This is a genomic window from Capnocytophaga sp. oral taxon 338 str. F0234, from assembly GCF_000192225.1.
Lineage (GTDB): Bacteria > Bacteroidota > Bacteroidia > Flavobacteriales > Flavobacteriaceae > Capnocytophaga.
Map to the genome: position 1 here is coordinate 788,726 of NZ_GL872413.1, position 19,228 is coordinate 807,953.

The following is a 19,228-nucleotide window of genomic DNA, read 5'->3' on the forward strand; positions in this document are numbered from 1 at the left end:
ACACAATTATTAATTTCCAAATTTTCTAATTTTCTAATTGCTCAATTATTCTCCGCTTTTTCCTTCAAAGCATTCACTCCATTAATACCCAAACAAAAACCTATATAAAGGATAGCAAGGAGCAAAACGATTCTGTTAATTCGTCAAAAGTTTGTGCAGTTGAGCGTTGAACGAGGGCTGTTCGGTTGCCAAAATACTGAAAAATTCATCGTCGAAAGCCTCGACCTTAGCGACAGCTTGTGCGATGAGTTCGGCACCTTGAGCGGTGATAGCAACTACTTTGGCGCGGGTGTCGGTCTTGTGTTCTTCCCTTGTGATGAGGTCTTTGCTCTGCAAAGTGCGCACCACTTGCGAGGTGGTCATTGGGTCTATCTTGGTAAAATTTGCCAAAGATACCTGCGTGATTTCCTTTCCTTGTTGGGCGAACCACTGGGCGCTCGCCAAGAGTACAAACTGAGGGTGTGTGAGGTCGAAAGGTTGCAACACTTTTTTGATTCCGCGTTGCCATAACATACTTACCTGCCAAAGTAAAAGCCCTGAGCTTTCTTCGGCTTTCAGATTAAAAATTGAGGGCTGAGAGGTCATTGTGTAACATTTTAGAGGCTATAACTTTAAAATCGTTCTCGGATATTTCCAAAATACCAAAGCGAAAAGGATATCCCCACGCTTTTTTGTTAGGGATAAAGTCCAATAGCTCGATAAGGTCGGCTATGGGCGTTTCTTCGCAGTCTACAAAAGTAATATTTCTCCTAAACGGACAAAAATTTTCACTCATCTGAAAGGCATAGACTTCCTCGTCTTTCACTCTGCCAATAGCCGTGAAGGCTTGGCATTTGTCTTCCTTTCCAAAATAGCGTTTGGAAGAGTAATAGAGAATACCGTCTCCCTCCTGCATACGCTTCAAAGGTTGCGCCTTGCCGTGGCAGGCTTGGGCAAAGCCTCCCGCAACGCCCATTTGTACGTGGTCTTTGCTCGCCACGATAATCCAATATTTGATAGGTCTCTTTTTCATTTATAAATGGAATAAAAACCGTGTGACACACTGCCACACGGTGATTTTTATCAATTGCAAAATTAGTTTAATTCTTTGATTTTCGCAACCAATCGAGCGGCGTGATCTTTGGCTCTTTGTTGTAAGGTTGTAAGTGCTTCTTTGGGCATTACCTCTGGAATGTACTTCATTCCATAAGAGATTACAGGCTCTTGGAATAGCAGTTTGCAGTGATTGGCAGTTTGGCGGTGAATGTTGAGAAAATCGGTAAACGGATAGTTCTGTGCGCCACCGTGTTGGTAAGCCTCTTCAGGTGCTCCGGTGGTGAAAGAAAGGATGAGTTTCTTGCCCATCAGCTTGTTGTCGCCATAAGCAAAGCCGTGTGAAAACACGTTGTCTAACCATTTTTTCAACAAAGCAGGAAGTGAATACCAATTCACGGGGAATTGCCATACAATTACATCCGCTTTTACAAGTTTAGCTTGTTCGGCAGTTACATCAATTTGATAGTTAGGATAGAGAGCTTGCAAGTTACTTACTTCAGCCTCAGGGAGCAAGCGTTTTACTTCTTCTAAAATAGCCTTATTGGCGTTAGACGTTTCCATAGTAGGGTGCCCATTGATAATTAAAACTTTCATATATAATTTAAATTTACTTCTTTATTCGGGCGCAAAGGTAATATGTTTTTATATAATAAGCAAACTTACTATATATTATTTTATAAATATTTTTTTAAGGTGTAGGTATTACTATGAGTTAGGGATATAAAAACTCCCCGCCGGTAGATTTCTCTACAGGCGGGGAGAGGTTTTGTATGTTTTCTAAAGGTTTTATGGCTTTTCAGATGTTAGTGAAGGAGAGGCATTATAGCCACCCACAAACCATTCCTTTTTTTCGCTATCATGTCTTAGAATCTCTACAGATGAATTATCCTTGACATAGAAAAAATAAGTGAAGTTTTGATATGTAAACCTAAACAGATAAGAAATTGCTACATTATCAGGGGCTAATTTGAGCCTTATGAGTAGCTTTTTTATAAAAAGAGAAGTTTCTTTGTCTTCTTTTAGAGTTTCAAAGTCTTTGTTTATATCAGAAATACATTTTCCAAGCGTATTATCAGGAATGTAGTCATACATTTCATTGGTTTTAGCGTTAAAATAGCCTAATATGTTGGCTTTATTACCGTATTGTTGTCCTGCATCTATATGAAAATAGAATATACCTTTATATTCTTTGGATCCCATACTATGTGCAAGATATCCGAAAGCTCCCGTATGAGGGTATAATCCTATGTAATAGGTCTTGTGTGTCTTAGTAGTTAGGTCGAAACTTACTGCACTTACAAATCCCCAAAAAGAATGAAAGACAAGTAGTTTGTTGTCCAAGTGAAATCCTTTGATGATATTATAAGTATGATATACTCCTTCTCCTAAATATTTACTTGTTGCCCAATTAGAGTCCTTTTTTAAAGTAGAGACAAATATTTTAGTTGCTTCTCCTGATTTTTTATCTATATAAAGTGTACGGAATTCGGTTTTTTCTGTATCGGAGTCATCTCTGACTAATCGTAGGGAAAAATCCTCGAAATCTTGTTTGTAGATGGTATCTATACTTGTCTTAGTTTGACTAAATATATTTTGAGAATAGTTAAGCATAAAGATTAAGAATAGGAATGTTTTCATAGGCTAATTTTTAGAAGATTATATGAGCTTAAATAATATATCACTCACATCAGTGGAATACCTGAATTTTAGAGATGAGATAACCAAGCGCATTCGCTCCGTACAATATGAGGCTTTGAAAGCTGTCAATAAGGAGATGATGACTCTTTATTGGGAAATAGGTAGGCGTATTACTGAACAACAGAAAGCACTTGGTTGGGGAAAATCAGTTGTGGAAACACTCTCCCAAGATATTCAAAAGGAGTTTCCTGGAATAAGAGGATTTGGAGTTTCTAATATGTGGGATATGGCGCGATTTTATACTGAATATCAATCAAATAAAATTCTCCAACCATTAGTTGGAGAAATTAGTTGGTCGAAACATATTGTTATTCTAACCAAATGTAAAGAAACACAACAAAGGCAGTTCTATATCTTAGCAACTAAAAAATATGGATGGACAAAGGATGTACTGATACACAAGATTGAATTGAAAATATATGAAAGTTTTCTGCTTGGACAAACTAACTTCAATACTACCCTGCCTGAAAATATCCGTAATCAAGCTATCTTTGCTGTAAAGGATGAGTATATGCTGGATTTTATAGAGTTAAGTGAGGAGCATTCAGAATATGAGTTAGAACAAGCAATTATCAAAAATATTCGGGCTTTTCTGATGGAATTTGGTACAGATTTTTCATTTATTGGTAATCAGTTTCGGTTGGAGGTAGATGGGAAAGAGTACTTTATTGACCTATTGCTCTATAATCGTCGCTTGCAGGCAATGATAGCAGTGGAACTTAAAATTGGAGAATTCAAACCTGAATATAAAGGGAAAATGGAATTTTACCTCAATGTACTGAATGAAACGATTAAGTTGCCTCATGAATCTCCGGCTATTGGTATCATTATTTGTAAATCCAAAAGTAGGACAATTGTAGAATATGCTCTCAAGACTTCGACAATGCCTATAGGCGTAGCGACCTATAGCCTTTCCCCAGAATTACCTGATGCCTATAAAGAACTACTTCCTGCTTCTGAGGATATAGCTAAGAAATTAGAAGTTCTTATTAAAGAGTAAAACAGTTCTCTAAACCCTCCACTTCGCTAGCATCTCCTTCACTTCTTCCGAAATTCTCCTACTTTCGCGGGCTTTTTGGATGGTTTTGTTTTGGACAAAGGGGGAGAGAGTTTGGCTTTGGATAAGAGGTAGGGTTGCCTCGTACTGCTTGGCCAAGGCAGTGGCAAGATACCAAGCAATCATCATATTGACATAATATTCGTCTGACTGGATATTGGCGACAAGGGAGAGCATTTCGCTCTCAAAGTAGTCGTCTAAATAATAGGACAACAGCAGCCCTATGCCATAGCGAATGGTGTAGGGCTGTGGGCTTTTGAGCCACTGGAGGATATGGGTATAGGTCTCCTTCGGATACTTTTGGAAGAGTTTAGGGGAAAAGGTGTCACACACCGCCCAATTGTCTATATAGGGTAGGAAGGCTTCGGTATAGGCGATGGTCTGGTCGAAGGTTTTGACTTGTTCTATGAGAAAGCCATGTAATAGGTTTTCCTCATGGTAGTAGTGGGGAAGTGAGTTGAGAAACAGTGCTACGGCTTCGGGCTGTTGCTTAGTGAGGTCTTTTGCTTCTTTGCGTAGAGCAGGCAGGCGTACCCCTATGATACGCTCACGGGAGAGAGTAGGGATGAGCTTATGGGTGAAATCACCATAGGGGACATCTTGCAAGGCAAATAACAAGGAGGTAAAGGAGCTGTCTTGTGGCATGAAAGGACGGTTTGTTAGAGAAGACAAAGGTACAAAAAAATAACAGTTTTTCGTGGTAATTCTCTATTAATTTCGTACATTTGCCCTTTGATCAGTAGCCAGTAGTCAGAGGTCAGTAGTTAGCCCACAGCCATTAACAATAAAGAAATGCCACTAACGGAACAAGAATTACATAATTTAGCGATGAATATCGTAGGAGAGGCCTTGCAGGAGCTAGGTTGGGAGTTTCTCTTGGTCAATAGTAACCGCAAAAAGAACCCTCAGTTTGTCTGTATAGACCCCCAAGGGCAAAGGAGCTTTATCATAGTACGACCTATTTTGCAGGGAGACGATCCTGATGTGTATGACCCTATTCTGATGGAGGTAGTGTGCCGAAAGGCTCAAGAACATAAGGCGGATACCTATTGGGCAGGAGTTGGGCTCTATGATATATCGGACAAAAAGGCTCCCTTAGAGAAAGGAAAATCATATCAAGTAGAATTTAGAGGATTATTAAAGATTGAATAAATGAAATATCTGTACTGCCTATTGGTAACAGTGTTGTTACTTGCTTGTCAACATACAAATAAGGAAAATGTCTATTATATACGTGGTGAGGCACAGGGTACCACCTATGGGATTACCTATATTGCTCAGAGACCTATAGAGAAAGTTGCGGTGGATTCTATTCTGCGAGTGATAGACTTATCCATGTCTACCTATATAGACAACTCGCTGATTAGCAGGATCAACAAAGAGGAGAACTTACCTATAGATCCACATTTTGAAAAGGTTATTTCAGCTTCTTTTGATATATATAAACAGAGCAATGGCGCCTTTGACCCTTCTATAGGACAGTTGATCAACGCTTGGGGCTTTGGCAAAAAGGAGAACCACACTCCGCCAACTCAAAAGCAGATAGATAGTCTACTCTCCCTTACAGGCATGGATAAGGTACATGTGGTGTCTACCTCCAAGGGTACCTTTATAGAGAAGGATAATCCTTATATACAATTGAATTTCAATGCGATAGCGCAAGGCTATACCTCCGATGTGATTGCTGATTATTTTCTTTCCAAGCACATTACCAACTTTATTGTAGAGGTAGGAGGGGAGCTTGTTATTCATGGGCAAAATACCCTCAAAGGCAAGTCTTGGACGATAGGTATAGACAATCCTTTGCAAGAACCTGATGAAGACAGGGAAATTGTCGCCACAGTGGAGCTAACTAATTGTGGTTTGGCTACTTCGGGTAATTATCGTAAGCTATGGACGGATTCGCTCACCGGGCAGAAGTATGTGCATACTATTAATCCTAAGACAGGTCGTCCACAGCCAAGTAACCTGCTGAGTGCTACTGTGATAGCTCCTTCGGCTATGCTCGCCGATGGATATGCTACAACGCTTATGGCTTTGGGAGGGGTGGAGGTAGCCAAGGCATTCCTTAAAGAACATAAGGAACTTAAAGCAGTGCTACTCTATTCTGATGAAGTACATAAGGGACAGATACAAAGGTATGTAACAGAGAACTTTAAAGTGGAATTTGAAAAAGCAACGGTGTCCGGAAACTGACTTTTAACAAATAAGCATTTGTTAGTTTCATTTTTATTATTACCTTTGCCAAAGATAATAAATTATAGATTTTTATGAGGAAATTACTAAACATTTTGATTTTACTTATAGCAACGGTTGCTATGGGACAAACAAAAAAACTTCAATTGGAAAGTAGTAACCTTCGATGGGAAGCGAAGAAAGTAATAGCCGGTGGACATAAGGGTACACTTACCTTTAAGTCCGGAGAGCTTATCTACAAAAATAACGAACTCGTAGGAGGTTCTCTCATAGTGGATATGAATTCCTTAGCAATTACTGATGAAGGAATGGATGCCAAAGGGAAGGCTAATTTGGTAAAGCATCTTAAGTCCGATGATTTCTTTTCCGTGAAGAAGTATGCCACTGCTTCTTTGATGATTAAGGAGGTAACTAAGATCCAGAATGGCTATAAGGCTCAAGGTGAGTTAACTATAAAAGGGATTACAAAACCTTTAGATTTTGAACTGTTCAGAACGGCTACAGAAGGGCTTTCTTCAACTGTTGATATTGATCGTACACAGTTTGGTATTAAGTATGGTTCAGGGAGCTTCTTCTCTAATTTAGGAGATAAGGCGATTGAGGACAAATTTACTATTTATGTATATCTCTCTGTAAATTAGATTGGTTTATTGAGTTTTTCATATTTAAGAAAACCTTTGGTAAGAACTTTTACCAAAGGTATTTCATTCTAACCCTATTGAATAATGAGAAAGATTATTAATATATTCCTATTAACAGCTTTTTTACTTTGCTACTCTGTAGAAGGACAAGTGAAAAAAAAAGATAAGCCCAGAACATCCCAAACTGATAAAAAAAGAAATCCTAAAAAAACAATTACTTCCAATGCTAATAAAGGAAAAAGAGGGAAGGTAGTTTCTAAAAAACCAGTTTCTTATCCTATAGATATACAATCAAGTAGTATACAATGGACAGGAAAGAAAGTAATAGGGGCTTCACATCAAGGAGTACTTTCTTTCAAATCAGGACATTTGTTTCTTACTAAGGAAGGAAAGCTCAAAGGAGGTCGCCTGTTGGTGGATATGACCTCTATTGAAGTACTTGATCTTACGGATAATCGTAAGAATAAGTTAGAGGAACACCTCAAATCTGGTGATTTTTTTGCCACAAAAGAGTACCCTGTAGCCACTCTTGTGATGAAGGGTGTTACGGAAAAACCTAATAAAAGCTATCAAGTGCAGGCAGAAATGACTATCAGAGGGGTTACCAAACCGATTACTTTTTCCCTTTCCCCTGCTATTGCGAACCGGAGCTTTCAAGCCTCTCTTTCTATAGATAGAACCGAATATGGAGTAAGCTTTGCTGCAGAGAGTTTCTCTGATTATTTGGGAGATAAGGCAATTGACAAATTTTTCTCCCTTAATGTAACTATTATTTACTAACTAAGTAGCCTCTTAAGAATGAAAAAATTATTTTTGTTAGATGCTTATGCCTTGATATTTAGAGGATATTATGCCTTTATCAAGAATCCTCGTATCAACTCTAAAGGAATGAATACCTCTGCCATAGTAGGTTTTATGAACTCCCTTTTAGAGGTTATTCGCAAGGAACAACCTCATCTTCTGGCAGTGTGTTTCGATAAGGGAGGTAGCCAACAGCGTTTGGCTATCTTTGATCAATATAAGGCTAACCGAGAGGAAACACCAGAGGCAATTCGTTTTGCGATTCCTTATATCCATCAGATTCTTAAGGCGATGCAGATTCCTATCATCGAAAAAGAAGGTTATGAGGCTGATGACATTATAGGTACTCTCGCCAAGCAAGCTGAAAAACAAGGATATACTGTATATATGGTAACTCCTGATAAGGACTATGGACAATTGGTAAGTCCTAATATCTTTATGTATAAGCCTGCACGAGGAGGTAAGGATACTGAAATATGGGGAGTAGAAGAAGTTAAGGAGAATTTTGGTGTAGATACCCCTGAACAAGTAATAGACCTTTTGGGGATGATGGGGGATGCGGTAGATAATATACCAGGACTGCCTGGAGTAGGAGAAAAAACGGCTCAAAAACTTCTTAAAGAGTTCGGTTCTATGGAAAATCTTTTAGCAAATACGGATAAGCTCAAAGGGAAACTACGTGAAAATATTCAGGCAAATAAGGATAAAGGTATTCTTTCCAAGACACTTGCACGTATTATCTTGGATGTTCCTGTAAGTTTTGATGAAAAAGACTTTGAACTTTCCTCTCCTAAGATGGAGGAGATCATCCCTCTTTTTGACCAGTTAGAGTTCCGTACCATGCTCACTACTCTGCAAAAGGCTTTCACAAAAGAGGAAACTCAACCCAACTTATTTTCTATAGGACAAAAAGCGACCAATAGTAGTATGATTACTAATCCTACACTCTTTGATATGGAAAGTATAAAGAGGCTAAAAACAATCAAGGAAGTGCCGCATGAGTATCAATTACTTACAACACAGACGGAAGTAGAAGCCTTATTACCTGAGCTTTTAGCACAAAAAGAGATATGTTTTGATACAGAAACTACTTCTTTAAATGAAATGGAAGCACAAATTGTAGGATTAGCGCTCTCGTATGAGATACATAAAGGCTATTATATTCTTTTCCCAGAGGATTTCTCTCTTGCTAAACAATGGTTTTTACTCTTAAAACCTTTTTTTGAGAATGAAAGTATCCTTAAAATAGGGCAGAATCTTAAGTATGATTTCAAAATATTAGCGAATTATGGTATAGAGGTCAAAGGAGAGTTCTTTGATACTATGATAGCTCACTATCTACTTAATCCAGATATGCGTCATAATATGGATTTGCTCTCGGAGGCTTACTTGGGATACAGCCCAATTTCTATTGAGACCCTCATAGGCAAGAAAGGCAAGGGACAACTTACCATGCGGGCTGTACCTGCTGAATTACAAAAGGAATATGCGGTAGAGGATACGGATGTAACCTTACAACTTAAGCATGTTTTCCTTCCTCTGCTTGAGAAAGACCAAATGCTTTCACTTTTTAGGAAGGTGGAGGCTCCCCTGGTAGAAGTATTGGCTCAAATGGAATATGAAGGTATTCGTGTAGATACTCATTTCCTTGCCCAGCTCTCTAAAGAGATAGCAGCAGACCTTATAGGACTTGAAAAAACTATTTTTTCTCAAGCAGAAGAATCTTTTAATCTCTCTTCCCCTAAGCAATTAGGAGATATCCTTTTTGAAAAATTGAAACTACTAAGTAAGCCTAAAAAGACTAAAACTGGACAATATGCGACCTCTGAAGAGGTACTCTCAGAGTTGGCTTCCAAGCATGAAATTGTTGCTAATGTACTTGAATTCCGTGCCTTGCAAAAACTCCAAAGTACTTATATAGAAGCCCTTCCTCGTGAGGTAAATCCTCATACCGGACGTATCCATACAACTTTTATGCAAGCAGTTACTGCTACGGGTAGGCTTAGTAGCAACCAACCTAATTTGCAAAACATTCCTATTCGTACCCCTCGTGGAAGTCAAATTCGTAAAGCCTTTGTGCCTCGTAATGAGGATTATACGCTTCTCTCTGCGGACTATTCTCAGATAGAGCTCCGTATTATTGCAGCATTAAGTGAGGAAGATCACATGATAGAAGCCTTTCTTGAGGGGCAGGATATTCATCGCTCCACTGCAGCTAAGGTCTTTGGGGTGCCTTTGGAGGCGGTAACCAAAGAGCAGCGTAGCCATGCCAAGACGGTTAATTTTGGAATTATCTATGGAGTATCTGCTATAGGATTGAGCCAGCAAACCTCCCTTAGTCGTAGCCAAAGTAAGGAACTTATTGACACTTATTATCAAACCTATCCTAAACTCAAAACCTATATAGAAAAGCAGATTTTCTTTGCTCGTGAACATGGTTATGTACAAACTATCCTGGGACGCAGGCGTTATCTTCCAGATGTGTATTCTCGAAATCAAGTAGTTAGAGGAGCTGCGGAACGCAATGCTGTGAATGCTCCTATACAAGGGAGTGCTGCCGATATTATTAAAATAGCTATGGTTCGCATCGCTCAGCGTATTCAGAAGGAAGGACTTGCTACTCGTATGCTCTTACAGGTACATGATGAACTTCTTTTTGATGTTCCTAAAAAAGAGTTGGAAGTAGCGAAGGCTCTTATTCGTGAAGAGATGGAAAATGCTTATACTCTTATCGTTCCTCTTATCGTGGAAATAGGAACAGGAAATAATTGGTTGGAAGCACACTAAATAATGACTAATGATCAAAGATGAACTCTCCAATCCTCTGCTAAGAATGTCACTTGCTGAACTATGGGAATTATTTCCAATCATTCTTTCGCCTTTTGATCCACTTCGGAAAGAATGGTTTGAAGAAGAAAAGTTACTTCTTTTACAACGATTACCTTCTGATAAGGTGCAGAGAATTAGTCATATAGGTAGTACTGCTATTGGAGGAATATGGACAAAGCCTATTGTAGATATTCTTGTAGAATTGGATGTAACAACTTCATTTTCAAATATAAAGAAAATACTTCTTAAGGCAGATTATCTTCCCATGAGTGAGGCACCTACAAGGATTTCGTTTAATAAAGGATATACTTTACAAGGCTTTTCGGACAAAGTATTTCACTTGCATTTACGCTATGTGGGTGATAATGATGAATTATATTTTCGAGATTATTTGCAAGAACATTTGTTAGTGGCAAGGCAATATGAAGCACTTAAAATCTCCTTATGGAAACCTTATGAGCATGATAGAGATGCCTATACTGCTCATAAGACTGATTTCATAAAAAAGTATACACAAATAGCCAAGAAAATCTATAAAGGTCGTTATGAATAGAAGAATAATCTTCAGAATTCTAAAGTATTTCTTCTGAGGACTACTTGACTTGTTAGGTTTTTGGTTACTAATATTTCCAATACTTTTGTATTGCAGGAGGGTAGGGGAGTGTTTGTCCTTACAAATGGTGTCTATGGAGATACCGATGTTTTTTATGAGACGTATGGGTGCTATCAGTTGTTTCTTACCTATAAGAGTTGAACAAGTAAGATATTTAAAGACAGTGTTGTATGTTCTTGCAAGTAGACACACTTTGCTTTTTATATGATGCAAAATTATCAAGTAAAAAATTAACAGATTAATCATTAACCATTCATCATTAATTTTGTATTTTTGCGCCCTAATAGAAGTTAGTTATATTCTTTGTGAATCAGTCTTATTTTAAGCAATCTTTCTGTATATTACTCTTAGCCACTCTTCTCTTTGTAGGGTTAAAACCATATTTACCTACACGTATTTTCCCAGAAGGGAAGCTTTCTTCTCCTAATATAGTGGTAGATAGCCTTATGCTTGAGGCATTAGCAGGTAAGGATATTGATGAAGTACTAAGCAAAAATGTGGATACTCTTTCTACAAAAGATATTCCTAAGCAGTCCTTTACGGACACGCTAAAAGGAAATACATTGGATAATGATAATTTGCAACCTTTTTTTAGGAAATTGCAGCAATTGGAATCCACAGGAAGAGGGCATATTCGCATTGGCTATTTTGGAGACTCCATGACGGATGGGGATTATATTGTACAGGATTTGAGAGCTCTTTTCCAAGAAACTTTTGGAGGAAGTGGGGTGGGCTTTATTCCCATTACTTCAGAGTCAGCAGCCTCACGAGGAAGTGTAAGACACACTTATTCAAATAATTGGAAGAGAGAGTCCTATGTGAATGTGAAAAGACCTACACGTCCTTTCGGAATTGCAGGACAGGTGTTTTTTGTTAAAAGTCCTACTCTTACTTGGGTAGAATATAAAGCCTCCGGGCAACCTCATATCTCTCAAATGTATACTCCTACATTATTCTATGGAAGTTCAGGAAATACAGAAGGGTATATAGAGATCCGTTATAATGGAGATACTACACGGGTGATAAAGCCCTTAATAGCAGATAAGCGATTGAATACAATTACCTTAGCTCAAGGAAATGTAAAAGGATTGCGAATAAACTTTTTCAGAGCAGATTCCATTCCTATCTATGGAGTTAATTCCACAAATGCGGAAGGAGTGCATATTGATAATTTTTCCAGCAGAGGAAATTCAGGACTGCCGTTGTCTCTCTTCAATACGAAGTTGATGCAAGATTTTGATACAGCTTTAGGTAATTATGATTTAATAGTGCTACATTTTGGAGCAAATGTGTTAAATTATGGCACATTGGATTATAGTTGGTATCAAAGAGGAATGACAAAGGTTATTAATCAGTTACGTACTTGCTTTCCAGAGGCTTCTTTTTTGATTATTTCTACGGCAGATAAGTCCTCCAAGTATGGTATGGAAATGAAGACAGATACAGCCGTAGAGCCTCTTTCCTTAGCACAACAAGCGTATGCAAAAGATACACATTCAGGATTTATTAATCTGTATAAGCTCATGGGAGGAGAAGGTTCTATGCTCAAGTGGGTAGGAGCTAATCCCCCTTTAGCAGGAAAGGATTATACACACTTTAATGCACGAGGATCCAAAAAAGTGGCACAACTTCTCTATAAGGAACTGATAAAAGAATATCTTGCCTTTAAAAATCCTAAAGACACTCCAGAACAGATAGAACAGTTAATGCAAGCTTCCAAAGATAGCCTCCTACATAAAGGTTCCATCACAGACTTCCTAAAAAGGGAAGAAAAGGAATAGAGACCATCTGTAGTATAAAATCAATAAGACTGAGAAATAAATAGTTCTAAATAAAAAATAATAGAAACAGTATCAAAAATATTATATTTTTCTTTTAGGTTAAAAAGTATAAAAAATCTATTCCTAAATAGAAAAAACTTAAATTGAAATTTTGATATTCAAATAAATTACTGTAAATTTGTAACGTCTAACGAGAGAGAATGACAACAACGGGAAAGATAGAACTTATGGCTCCTGCAGGTAGCTTTGAATCTTTACAAGCTGCTTTGGATAATGGAGCGGATTCTGTATATTTTGGAGTAGAACAACTTAATATGAGGGCACGCTCTAGTATTAATTTTACTTTGGACGACTTGGACGAAATCTCCCGCCGCTGTACTCAAAAAAATGTTCGTACCTACCTTACCCTCAATACAATTATTTATGACCATGACCTTTCCATTATAAAAACGCTATTGGACAGAGCCAAGCAGGCAAATATCACTGCAGTGATTGCGATGGATCAAGCAGTGATTGCTTATGCAAGACAGATAGGAATGGAGGTACATATCTCTACCCAAATTAATATTACCAATATAGAGACAGTAAAGTTTTACGCCCTTTTTGCGGATACTATGGTGATGAGTAGGGAGCTTTCTTTACGACAAATAAAGAAAATATGTGAACAAGTAGAACGAGAACAGGTGAAGGGACCTTCTGGAAACCTGGTGGAGATAGAAGTTTTTGGTCATGGAGCTTTGTGTATGGCAGTTTCAGGAAAATGTTATCTGAGTTTGCATTCTCATAACTCTTCAGCTAATAGGGGAGCTTGCAAACAGAACTGTAGAAAGAAATATACAGTAATAGACCAAGAAAGTGGTTTTGAAATAGAACTGGATAATGAATATATGATGTCCCCTAAAGACCTTTGTACTTTGGACTTTCTTGATCAAGTGATAGATACGGGCGCCAAGGTTCTTAAGATAGAAGGTAGAGGGCGAGCCCCAGAGTATGTGGCTACTGTTGTGAGAACATATCGTGAGGCTATTGATGCTTATTATGCAGGAACTTATACGAAAGAAAAAGTTTCAATATGGATGGAAGCTCTCTCTACAGTATATAATCGAGGTTTCTGGGGAGGATACTATTTAGGTCAGAAGTTAGGGGAATGGAGTGGAGTACCTGGTTCACAAGCTACGCAGAAAAAGGTATATATAGGCAAAGCAATGCATTTCTTTCCGAAAACAGGCATTTCTGAATTTAAGATAGAAGCCTTTGATATAAAGCGAGGGGATAAGCTCCTTATTACGGGTCCCACAACAGGAGTTAAGGAATGGGTTTTAGAGGATATGTATGTCAATGATATTCTTGCCGAAAGTGCTAAAAAAGGAGATTCCTGTACAATCTTTACAGAATTTCGCACCCGACCTTCTGATAAGCTTTATAAGATGGTAAAGGCATAAGTGGAGAAAATATAAACAATATATAAGGTATGAACAGATTACATTCTTGGGCTAAAATACTGTTTATAGTATCCCTCTTGCTCTCTGCTTGCTCAAAAAAGGAGAACGGACAAGAGGAAAATAAAATACCTCCCAATACAAAAAAAGCTGATCCTCCTAAGGAATATCCAACGCCAGCTCCCATTATTAATTCTTTTGGAGTTTATTATGGACAGCGTCAAAGTCTCTTTGAAGTACTTCCTATTTCACAGGATGATGTAATTTTCTTAGGGAATAGTATTACTGATGGAGGAGAATGGATGGAACTTTTTGCGGATAAGAACATTAAGAATCGAGGAATTAGTGGGGATACAACAAAGGGTGTATATGCCCGTCTGGGGAATATTCTTAGGGGAAAGCCTAAGAAAATTTTCTTGATGATAGGAATTAATGATTTGGGACAGAATATTTCAGTGGAGACTGTGGTGGAAGGAATCAAAAATATTATTAAAAAAATAAGTACGGACAGTCCGCAAACTAAGTTATACGTACAAAGTATATTGCCTACTAATAATACCTTTGGAATATATCCTTCAGGATATATGAGGCATCAGTCTATTGCAGATTTGAATGAAAAAATAAAGAATCTTTGTAAGGAGAATGCACTTGTGTACATTGACTTATATAAGGAATTTGTAACACCAGGAACACAGTTACTGGATCCTGCCTATACCAATGATGGACTTCATTTGGTAGGGAAGGCGTATTTTAAATGGCGTGATCTTATTTTGCCTTTTGTAAAAGAATAAATTGTACTATATGAGAAGATTTTTTAAAATTGCCCTGTTATTAAGTGCATCGGTGATTTATGCACAACAGGGAGGAATGTGGATTCCTTCATTATTGGAAGGAATGAACGCTAAAGAGATGAAGACATTGGGAATGAAAATGACCGTTGCCGATATCTATAGCGTGAACAAATCAAGCCTTAAGGACGCAGCTCCTCATTTTAATGGAGGGTGTTCCTCTGAAATTATCTCCGATAAGGGATTACTTCTTACCAACCACCACTGTGGTTATGGACAAATTCAATCGCATTCTTCATTGCAGAATGACTATCTTACTAATGGTTTCTGGGCAAAGAGTTTTGCTGAAGAACTCCCTAACAAGAACTTGAAAGTTACTTTTATTGTTCGTATTGACGATGTTACCAAACAAGTACTTGCAGGTACTGCAAATATCTCTGATGAAACTCAAAAAGCAAAACTTATTGAAAAGAACATTGCAGATGTTATTAAAACAGCCCCTAAGGAAGCATGGCAAGACAATAGTGTAAAGGCTTTCTATGATGGAAATCAATACATTCTTTTTGTTACAGAAACATTCAAAGATGTTCGCTTGGTAGGAGCTCCTCCCTCTTCTATTGGTAAGTTCGGTTCTGATACTGATAACTGGGTATGGCCACGTCATACAGGAGATTTTTCCCTTTTCCGTGTATATGCTGATAAGAATAATCGTCCTGCTGAATATTCTAAAGATAATGTGCCTTATAAACCTAAACATTTCTTCCCTATTTCTCTTAAGGGAGTAAAAGAAGGGGATTTTGTATTAGTATTTGGTTATCCTGGAACTACTCAAGAATATTTACCTTCAGTAGCTGTAGAGCAAATCCAAAATGTAATTAATCCTGCCAGAATAGGCATTCGTGATGCAGCTCTAAAGGTACAAGATGGCTTTATGCGTAAGGATCAAGGTATCAAGATAAAATATGCATCTAAGTATGCACGTATTGCTAACTATTGGAAAAAATGGATTGGAGAAACTAAGGGACTTAAAAAATCTGATGCAGTGGCTCTAAAGAAACAACAAGAAATAAAATTCCAACAAGCTATTCAAAAAGCAAACAAACAAGCTCAATATGGTAATCTCCTTACTGATTTCAACCGTTTGTACAAAGAAATAGAACCTTATAACTTAGCTTATAACTTGTACAATGAATTAATGTTCCGTAATGTAGACTTCCTTGCCAATGGAGTACGTTTATTACAACTTCAACAAGTGTTAGATACCAAAGGTGAACAGGCTTTCAATGATAGAAAGAAAAACTTATTGGGTACCTTCCAAACTGTATTCAAGGACAATGTAAAACAAGTAGATAAAGAAGTTTTTGAAAAAGTAATTGTATTCTATGCAGAACATACTCCTAAGAACCTGCTTATTAGTAGTTTGCATAACTTCGATGCTAAACAGTTGTCAGATAAACTCTATGGTGGGTCTTTCTTAACTTCTTATGAAGGAGTGGAAAAGGTACTTGCTCTTTCTCCTACTGAGTTTAAAAATCAGTTAAAGAATGATGTAGGAGTTCAATTTGCTCGTGAACTAATGGATATGAATGAAAATCAAGTATATCCTAATTACAATCGCCTTAATACTCAGATTCGTGCTTTACAACGTACTTATATGAAGGCCATTTTGGAATTCTCCAAACCTTCTGACAGGATATTCCCTGATGCTAACAGTACTTTACGTGTAACTTATGGAAAGGTAGCTGGTTTCTCTCCTGCGGATGCTATTACTTATAGTGCTGGTACCACCTTAGAAGGAGTCATGGAAAAATATGTACCTGGTGATTATGAGTTTGATGTGCCAGCACATCTTCGTGATTTATATGCTAAGAAAGATTTTGGTCGTTATGGAAAGAATGGTAAGATGCCTCTTTGCTTCCTTTCTACCTGTCATACCACAGGAGGTAATTCAGGTAGTCCTGCTATAGATGCTAATGGAAACCTTATCGGTTTGAATTTTGACCGTGTATGGGAAGGTACTATGAGTGATATTCATTATGATCCTAAGCTATGTCGTAATATCATGGTGGATATTCGTTATGTGCTCTTTATTATAGATAAATATGCAGGAGCTAGTCATCTAATCAATGAAATGAAACTTATAAAATAAGGATTTTTTATTCATTTGTTTTTATTTTTAAATTAATTTTCATTACTTTGCCTTGTGGAGTGTCATTGTGCAAAATGAACTTCTGCAAGGCGAAGTTTTTAATATTTGATAGCTTATGTTTGGTTTTGTATTTGTCCTTGTCATTCTTATAGCCTTTTTGGCTGTAACTTTCTATATAGGAGTCTATTTGCATAAGCGGAATGTCCCTCTTTGGCAGTATCCTATAGCCCTATTGTATGTGTTATGTCTTTTGTTCTTCCTATTTTTCAGTTCGCTTTTTGGTGCTGAATATGCTACCGCTATAGATCCTATAGATGGTGGCTATGCCTTTATTTCAGGAGAGTATGGGCTTACTTTTATGATCTATTTCCTTTTGTATCATATAGCGCTTTGGACACTTTGGGTACGTAAGGCAAAGTTGCCGCCACTTCCCTTGGTACTTTGCTTATGTTTTTTGTATATAGGGATTGTACTGAATGTATGTATCGCCAGCCAACTCATAGGAGGGGAGCAATCTCAAAAAGAATTAGCTTCTTTTCCTATATTCAGCACCTTTATAGCGATATTGGTCATAGGTCGCTCGCTTATGGCTGTCAGAGAAGAACTCTCCACAAAAACCTTTAAGAATCGGTTACTCAATAAGCTCAATACATTCCTTTCTTCACGTTTTACGGTGCTTACTTGGTCAGTTGTTCTGGTTTTCCCCATCTTTGTACTCCTGACCTTACTGCTTATGATTTTTGGTCAAGACTATGATGCTGTGGTAAAAGGCTTTACTCAGACAACCACTTGGGCTTTCTCAGAGAAGGAGCATCCCCCTTATTTAGACCATAGTGGGCACTACCTTTGTACAGTAGCTGCTTGTGGAAGTCCACGTTTAGTGAAACCCTTACGTTGGGGTAAGCGAGGAGGCAGACCTATTATTGTGAATCGTCAGTTACAGATAGCTAATGCCTTTGAGGAACTCATCGCTGATTTTTCCCCTGTCCTGCACCACTTCTTGCGTACCAATTATGATAAGTATGGGTATGACCTCTCCCAAAAAATAAAGACTCCCATTGCCTCTAATATTACTTATCTGCTTATGAAACCTTTGGAATGGTTCTTTTTGCTTTGCTTATATACCTTCTGCCTACATCCTGAGAGGAAAATAGAAAGACAGTACATGGAATAGTTCTGAGTTGCTGACAATGAATCACTGCCTGCTATTCTTTTTGTTGGTGCAGTTCTTTAACCCATAAAAATACCCTATAAAAAGGAATTCTAAAGACAGGATCTTTACTCTTTGATGAACTGAGCAATACCATCTATAAGTTTATGAGAGATGGGCAGATTTGGATTTAGGTAAGATTGCTGGTTTTCTTGTGGTGTTTTTACTTCTTTCAACACATGATTCATTCCTTCTATGAGCAAGAGTTGTGCTCTGGGTTGTGCCTCTTTGAGTAATTTTGCTTCCTTACTTTCCACTTGTAAATCATAAGTACCTTGTGTGATAAGTATGGGGATCCTTAGCTTTGCAATTTCCTTGGTAGGTTCATATTTGAACCAAGAGATAAGATAAGGCTGTACACTCTTTCTAAAGATAGGGGCTAAATAGGAAGAAACATTTTCTACAAGTTCTCCTTTCTTTAATTGATTAAGGATTTTCTGACTTTCTTCCTTGAGTTGAGGGGCATTCTTCTCTATTTGTTCTTCAATGAGGGTAGCACTACTATTGCCGGCTCCAGAAAGAGAAACAAACTTGTAGATTGGTGCCTTTTGAGCTACGAGAATTCCTATTAGAGCTCCCTCAGAATGTCCGATAAGAGTAATTTTCTTATACTTTTTCTTGAAATGATTCACCACTAAGAAAGCATCATTTACTTCATCTTCAAAAGTGAGTTTCTCCTCTTGTACAAAACCCTTACTCATCTGTGCAATAATACGCTTATCATAACGGAATACATCGATTCCCTTCTCTGCTAATCCTTCAGCAAGATATTTTAAGGAATTATTTTTTAGTTGTGATTGATTGCCATCGCGATCAGTGGGTCCTGAACCTGCTATCAAGATAGCCAGTGAAGCATTTTTATGGTTTCCACTTGTTAAAAGCGTTCCGTTGATTTCTGGATCAATACTAATTTCTGTACTTTGGTAGTTTCTCTCTTGGGCAATAGCTCCAAAAACAGTACAAAAGAATAAGATAAATAGTTTCATGAGTA

At 37.7% G+C, this 19,228-nt stretch carries 18 protein-coding genes; 12 read left to right on the plus strand and 6 right to left on the minus strand.

Annotated features, from left to right (window positions below; all coding sequences use genetic code 11):
• Positions 1–135 precede the first annotated feature (135 nt).
• The 4 genes from HMPREF9071_RS03700 to HMPREF9071_RS03715 all read right to left on the minus strand — a co-directional run bounded on the left by HMPREF9071_RS03700 (position 136) and on the right by HMPREF9071_RS03715 (position 2,673).
• Entirely contained in the window at positions 136–585 is a 450-nt protein-coding gene (locus HMPREF9071_RS03700; protein ID WP_009419380.1) for a MarR family winged helix-turn-helix transcriptional regulator, read from the minus strand.
• Positions 560–1,012, minus strand: coding sequence for an EVE domain-containing protein (locus tag HMPREF9071_RS03705; RefSeq protein WP_009745232.1), 453 nt, complete (start codon positions 1,010–1,012; stop codon positions 560–562). The genes HMPREF9071_RS03700 and HMPREF9071_RS03705 overlap by 26 nt, the downstream gene beginning before the upstream one ends.
• A 62-nt stretch (positions 1,013–1,074) precedes the next feature.
• Positions 1,075–1,629 (minus strand): NAD(P)H-dependent oxidoreductase, encoded by a 555-nt coding sequence (locus tag HMPREF9071_RS03710; RefSeq protein ID WP_009745233.1) that lies wholly within the window; start codon positions 1,627–1,629, stop codon positions 1,075–1,077.
• A gap of 192 nt (positions 1,630–1,821) precedes the next feature.
• Entirely contained in the window at positions 1,822–2,673 is an 852-nt protein-coding gene (locus HMPREF9071_RS03715; RefSeq protein ID WP_009745234.1) for a hypothetical protein, read from the minus strand.
• A 22-nt stretch (positions 2,674–2,695) separates the two neighbouring features.
• Between HMPREF9071_RS03715 and HMPREF9071_RS03720 the strand changes: the two genes are divergently transcribed.
• The gene (locus tag HMPREF9071_RS03720) at positions 2,696–3,733 is read left to right on the plus strand and encodes a YhcG family protein (protein WP_009745235.1); all 1,038 of its coding nucleotides are present in this window, start codon (positions 2,696–2,698) and stop codon (positions 3,731–3,733) included.
• 9 nt (positions 3,734–3,742) lie between these two features.
• On the opposite strand, the gene HMPREF9071_RS03725 is transcribed toward HMPREF9071_RS03720, so the two are convergent.
• Positions 3,743–4,435: a DNA alkylation repair protein gene (locus HMPREF9071_RS03725; protein ID WP_009745236.1), complete on the minus strand. Its 693-nt coding sequence runs from the start codon at positions 4,433–4,435 to the stop codon at positions 3,743–3,745.
• Positions 4,436–4,582: 147 nt separating this feature from the next.
• Between HMPREF9071_RS03725 and HMPREF9071_RS03730 the strand changes: the two genes are divergently transcribed.
• The 11 genes from HMPREF9071_RS03730 (at position 4,583) to HMPREF9071_RS03780 (ending at position 18,201) form a co-directional block, all read left to right on the plus strand.
• Entirely contained in the window at positions 4,583–4,942 is a 360-nt protein-coding gene (locus HMPREF9071_RS03730; RefSeq protein ID WP_009745237.1) for a hypothetical protein, read from the plus strand.
• Positions 4,943–5,986 carry an FAD:protein FMN transferase gene (locus HMPREF9071_RS03735; protein WP_009745238.1) on the plus strand — a complete coding sequence of 348 codons (1,044 nt, stop codon included), beginning with the start codon at positions 4,943–4,945 and terminating at the stop codon, positions 5,984–5,986. It abuts the gene before it with no gap.
• A 74-nt stretch (positions 5,987–6,060) separates the two neighbouring features.
• Complete coding sequence (locus HMPREF9071_RS03740; RefSeq protein ID WP_009745239.1) at positions 6,061–6,627, plus strand: YceI family protein; 567 nt, start codon at positions 6,061–6,063, stop codon at positions 6,625–6,627.
• Between the two features lie 84 nt (positions 6,628–6,711).
• Complete coding sequence (locus HMPREF9071_RS03745; protein ID WP_009745240.1) at positions 6,712–7,407, plus strand: YceI family protein; 696 nt, start codon at positions 6,712–6,714, stop codon at positions 7,405–7,407.
• Positions 7,408–7,425: 18 nt separating this feature from the next.
• Positions 7,426–10,215, plus strand: a complete 2,790-nt coding sequence (gene polA, locus HMPREF9071_RS03750; RefSeq protein ID WP_009745241.1) for a DNA polymerase I — start codon at positions 7,426–7,428, stop codon at positions 10,213–10,215.
• Between the two features lie 10 nt (positions 10,216–10,225).
• Positions 10,226–10,810, plus strand: a complete 585-nt coding sequence (locus HMPREF9071_RS03755) for a GrpB family protein (RefSeq protein WP_009745242.1) — start codon at positions 10,226–10,228, stop codon at positions 10,808–10,810.
• A 365-nt stretch (positions 10,811–11,175) separates the two neighbouring features.
• Complete coding sequence (locus HMPREF9071_RS03760; protein WP_009745244.1) at positions 11,176–12,651, plus strand: membrane protein; 1,476 nt, start codon at positions 11,176–11,178, stop codon at positions 12,649–12,651.
• A gap of 200 nt (positions 12,652–12,851) precedes the next feature.
• On the plus strand, positions 12,852–14,093 hold the full coding sequence (locus tag HMPREF9071_RS03765) for a peptidase U32 family protein (protein WP_009745245.1): 1,242 nt from the start codon (positions 12,852–12,854) through the stop codon (positions 14,091–14,093).
• Between the two features lie 29 nt (positions 14,094–14,122).
• Entirely contained in the window at positions 14,123–14,881 is a 759-nt protein-coding gene (locus HMPREF9071_RS03770) for a GDSL-type esterase/lipase family protein (protein WP_009745246.1), read from the plus strand.
• Positions 14,882–14,891: 10 nt separating this feature from the next.
• Complete coding sequence (locus HMPREF9071_RS03775; RefSeq protein WP_009745247.1) at positions 14,892–17,027, plus strand: S46 family peptidase; 2,136 nt, start codon at positions 14,892–14,894, stop codon at positions 17,025–17,027.
• A 115-nt stretch (positions 17,028–17,142) separates the two neighbouring features.
• Entirely contained in the window at positions 17,143–18,201 is a 1,059-nt protein-coding gene (locus tag HMPREF9071_RS03780; RefSeq protein ID WP_009745248.1) for a DUF6688 family protein, read from the plus strand.
• A 104-nt stretch (positions 18,202–18,305) separates the two neighbouring features.
• Here HMPREF9071_RS03780 and HMPREF9071_RS03785 read toward each other — a convergent pair whose 3' ends face one another.
• A complete protein-coding gene (locus HMPREF9071_RS03785; protein WP_009745249.1) occupies positions 18,306–19,223 on the minus strand; it encodes an alpha/beta hydrolase in 918 nt (305 codons plus the stop codon).
• Between the last annotated feature and the right edge of the window lie 5 nt (positions 19,224–19,228).

Bases quoted from the DNA above. Each gene is read 5' to 3' on its own strand.
- HMPREF9071_RS03710 (WP_009745233.1), bottom strand. From the start codon at position 1,629: ATGAAAGTTTTAATTATCAATGGGCACCCTACTATGGAAACGTCTAAC.
- HMPREF9071_RS03780 (WP_009745248.1), top strand. From the start codon at position 17,143: ATGTTTGGTTTTGTATTTGTCCTTGTCATTCTTATAGCCTTTTTGGCT.
- HMPREF9071_RS03725 (WP_009745236.1), bottom strand. From the start codon at position 4,435: ATGCCACAAGACAGCTCCTTTACCTCCTTGTTATTTGCCTTGCAAGAT.
- HMPREF9071_RS03770 (WP_009745246.1), top strand. From the start codon at position 14,123: ATGAACAGATTACATTCTTGGGCTAAAATACTGTTTATAGTATCCCTC.
- HMPREF9071_RS03705 (WP_009745232.1), bottom strand. From the start codon at position 1,012: ATGAAAAAGAGACCTATCAAATATTGGATTATCGTGGCGAGCAAAGAC.
- HMPREF9071_RS03720 (WP_009745235.1), top strand. From the start codon at position 2,696: ATGAGCTTAAATAATATATCACTCACATCAGTGGAATACCTGAATTTT.
- HMPREF9071_RS03785 (WP_009745249.1), bottom strand. From the start codon at position 19,223: ATGAAACTATTTATCTTATTCTTTTGTACTGTTTTTGGAGCTATTGCC.
- HMPREF9071_RS03755 (WP_009745242.1), top strand. From the start codon at position 10,226: ATGATCAAAGATGAACTCTCCAATCCTCTGCTAAGAATGTCACTTGCT.
- HMPREF9071_RS03730 (WP_009745237.1), top strand. From the start codon at position 4,583: ATGCCACTAACGGAACAAGAATTACATAATTTAGCGATGAATATCGTA.
- HMPREF9071_RS03700 (WP_009419380.1), bottom strand. From the start codon at position 585: ATGACCTCTCAGCCCTCAATTTTTAATCTGAAAGCCGAAGAAAGCTCA.
- HMPREF9071_RS03765 (WP_009745245.1), top strand. From the start codon at position 12,852: ATGACAACAACGGGAAAGATAGAACTTATGGCTCCTGCAGGTAGCTTT.
- HMPREF9071_RS03745 (WP_009745240.1), top strand. From the start codon at position 6,712: ATGAGAAAGATTATTAATATATTCCTATTAACAGCTTTTTTACTTTGC.
- HMPREF9071_RS03740 (WP_009745239.1), top strand. From the start codon at position 6,061: ATGAGGAAATTACTAAACATTTTGATTTTACTTATAGCAACGGTTGCT.
- HMPREF9071_RS03735 (WP_009745238.1), top strand. From the start codon at position 4,943: ATGAAATATCTGTACTGCCTATTGGTAACAGTGTTGTTACTTGCTTGT.
- HMPREF9071_RS03715 (WP_009745234.1), bottom strand. From the start codon at position 2,673: ATGAAAACATTCCTATTCTTAATCTTTATGCTTAACTATTCTCAAAAT.
- polA (WP_009745241.1), top strand. From the start codon at position 7,426: ATGAAAAAATTATTTTTGTTAGATGCTTATGCCTTGATATTTAGAGGA.
- HMPREF9071_RS03775 (WP_009745247.1), top strand. From the start codon at position 14,892: ATGAGAAGATTTTTTAAAATTGCCCTGTTATTAAGTGCATCGGTGATT.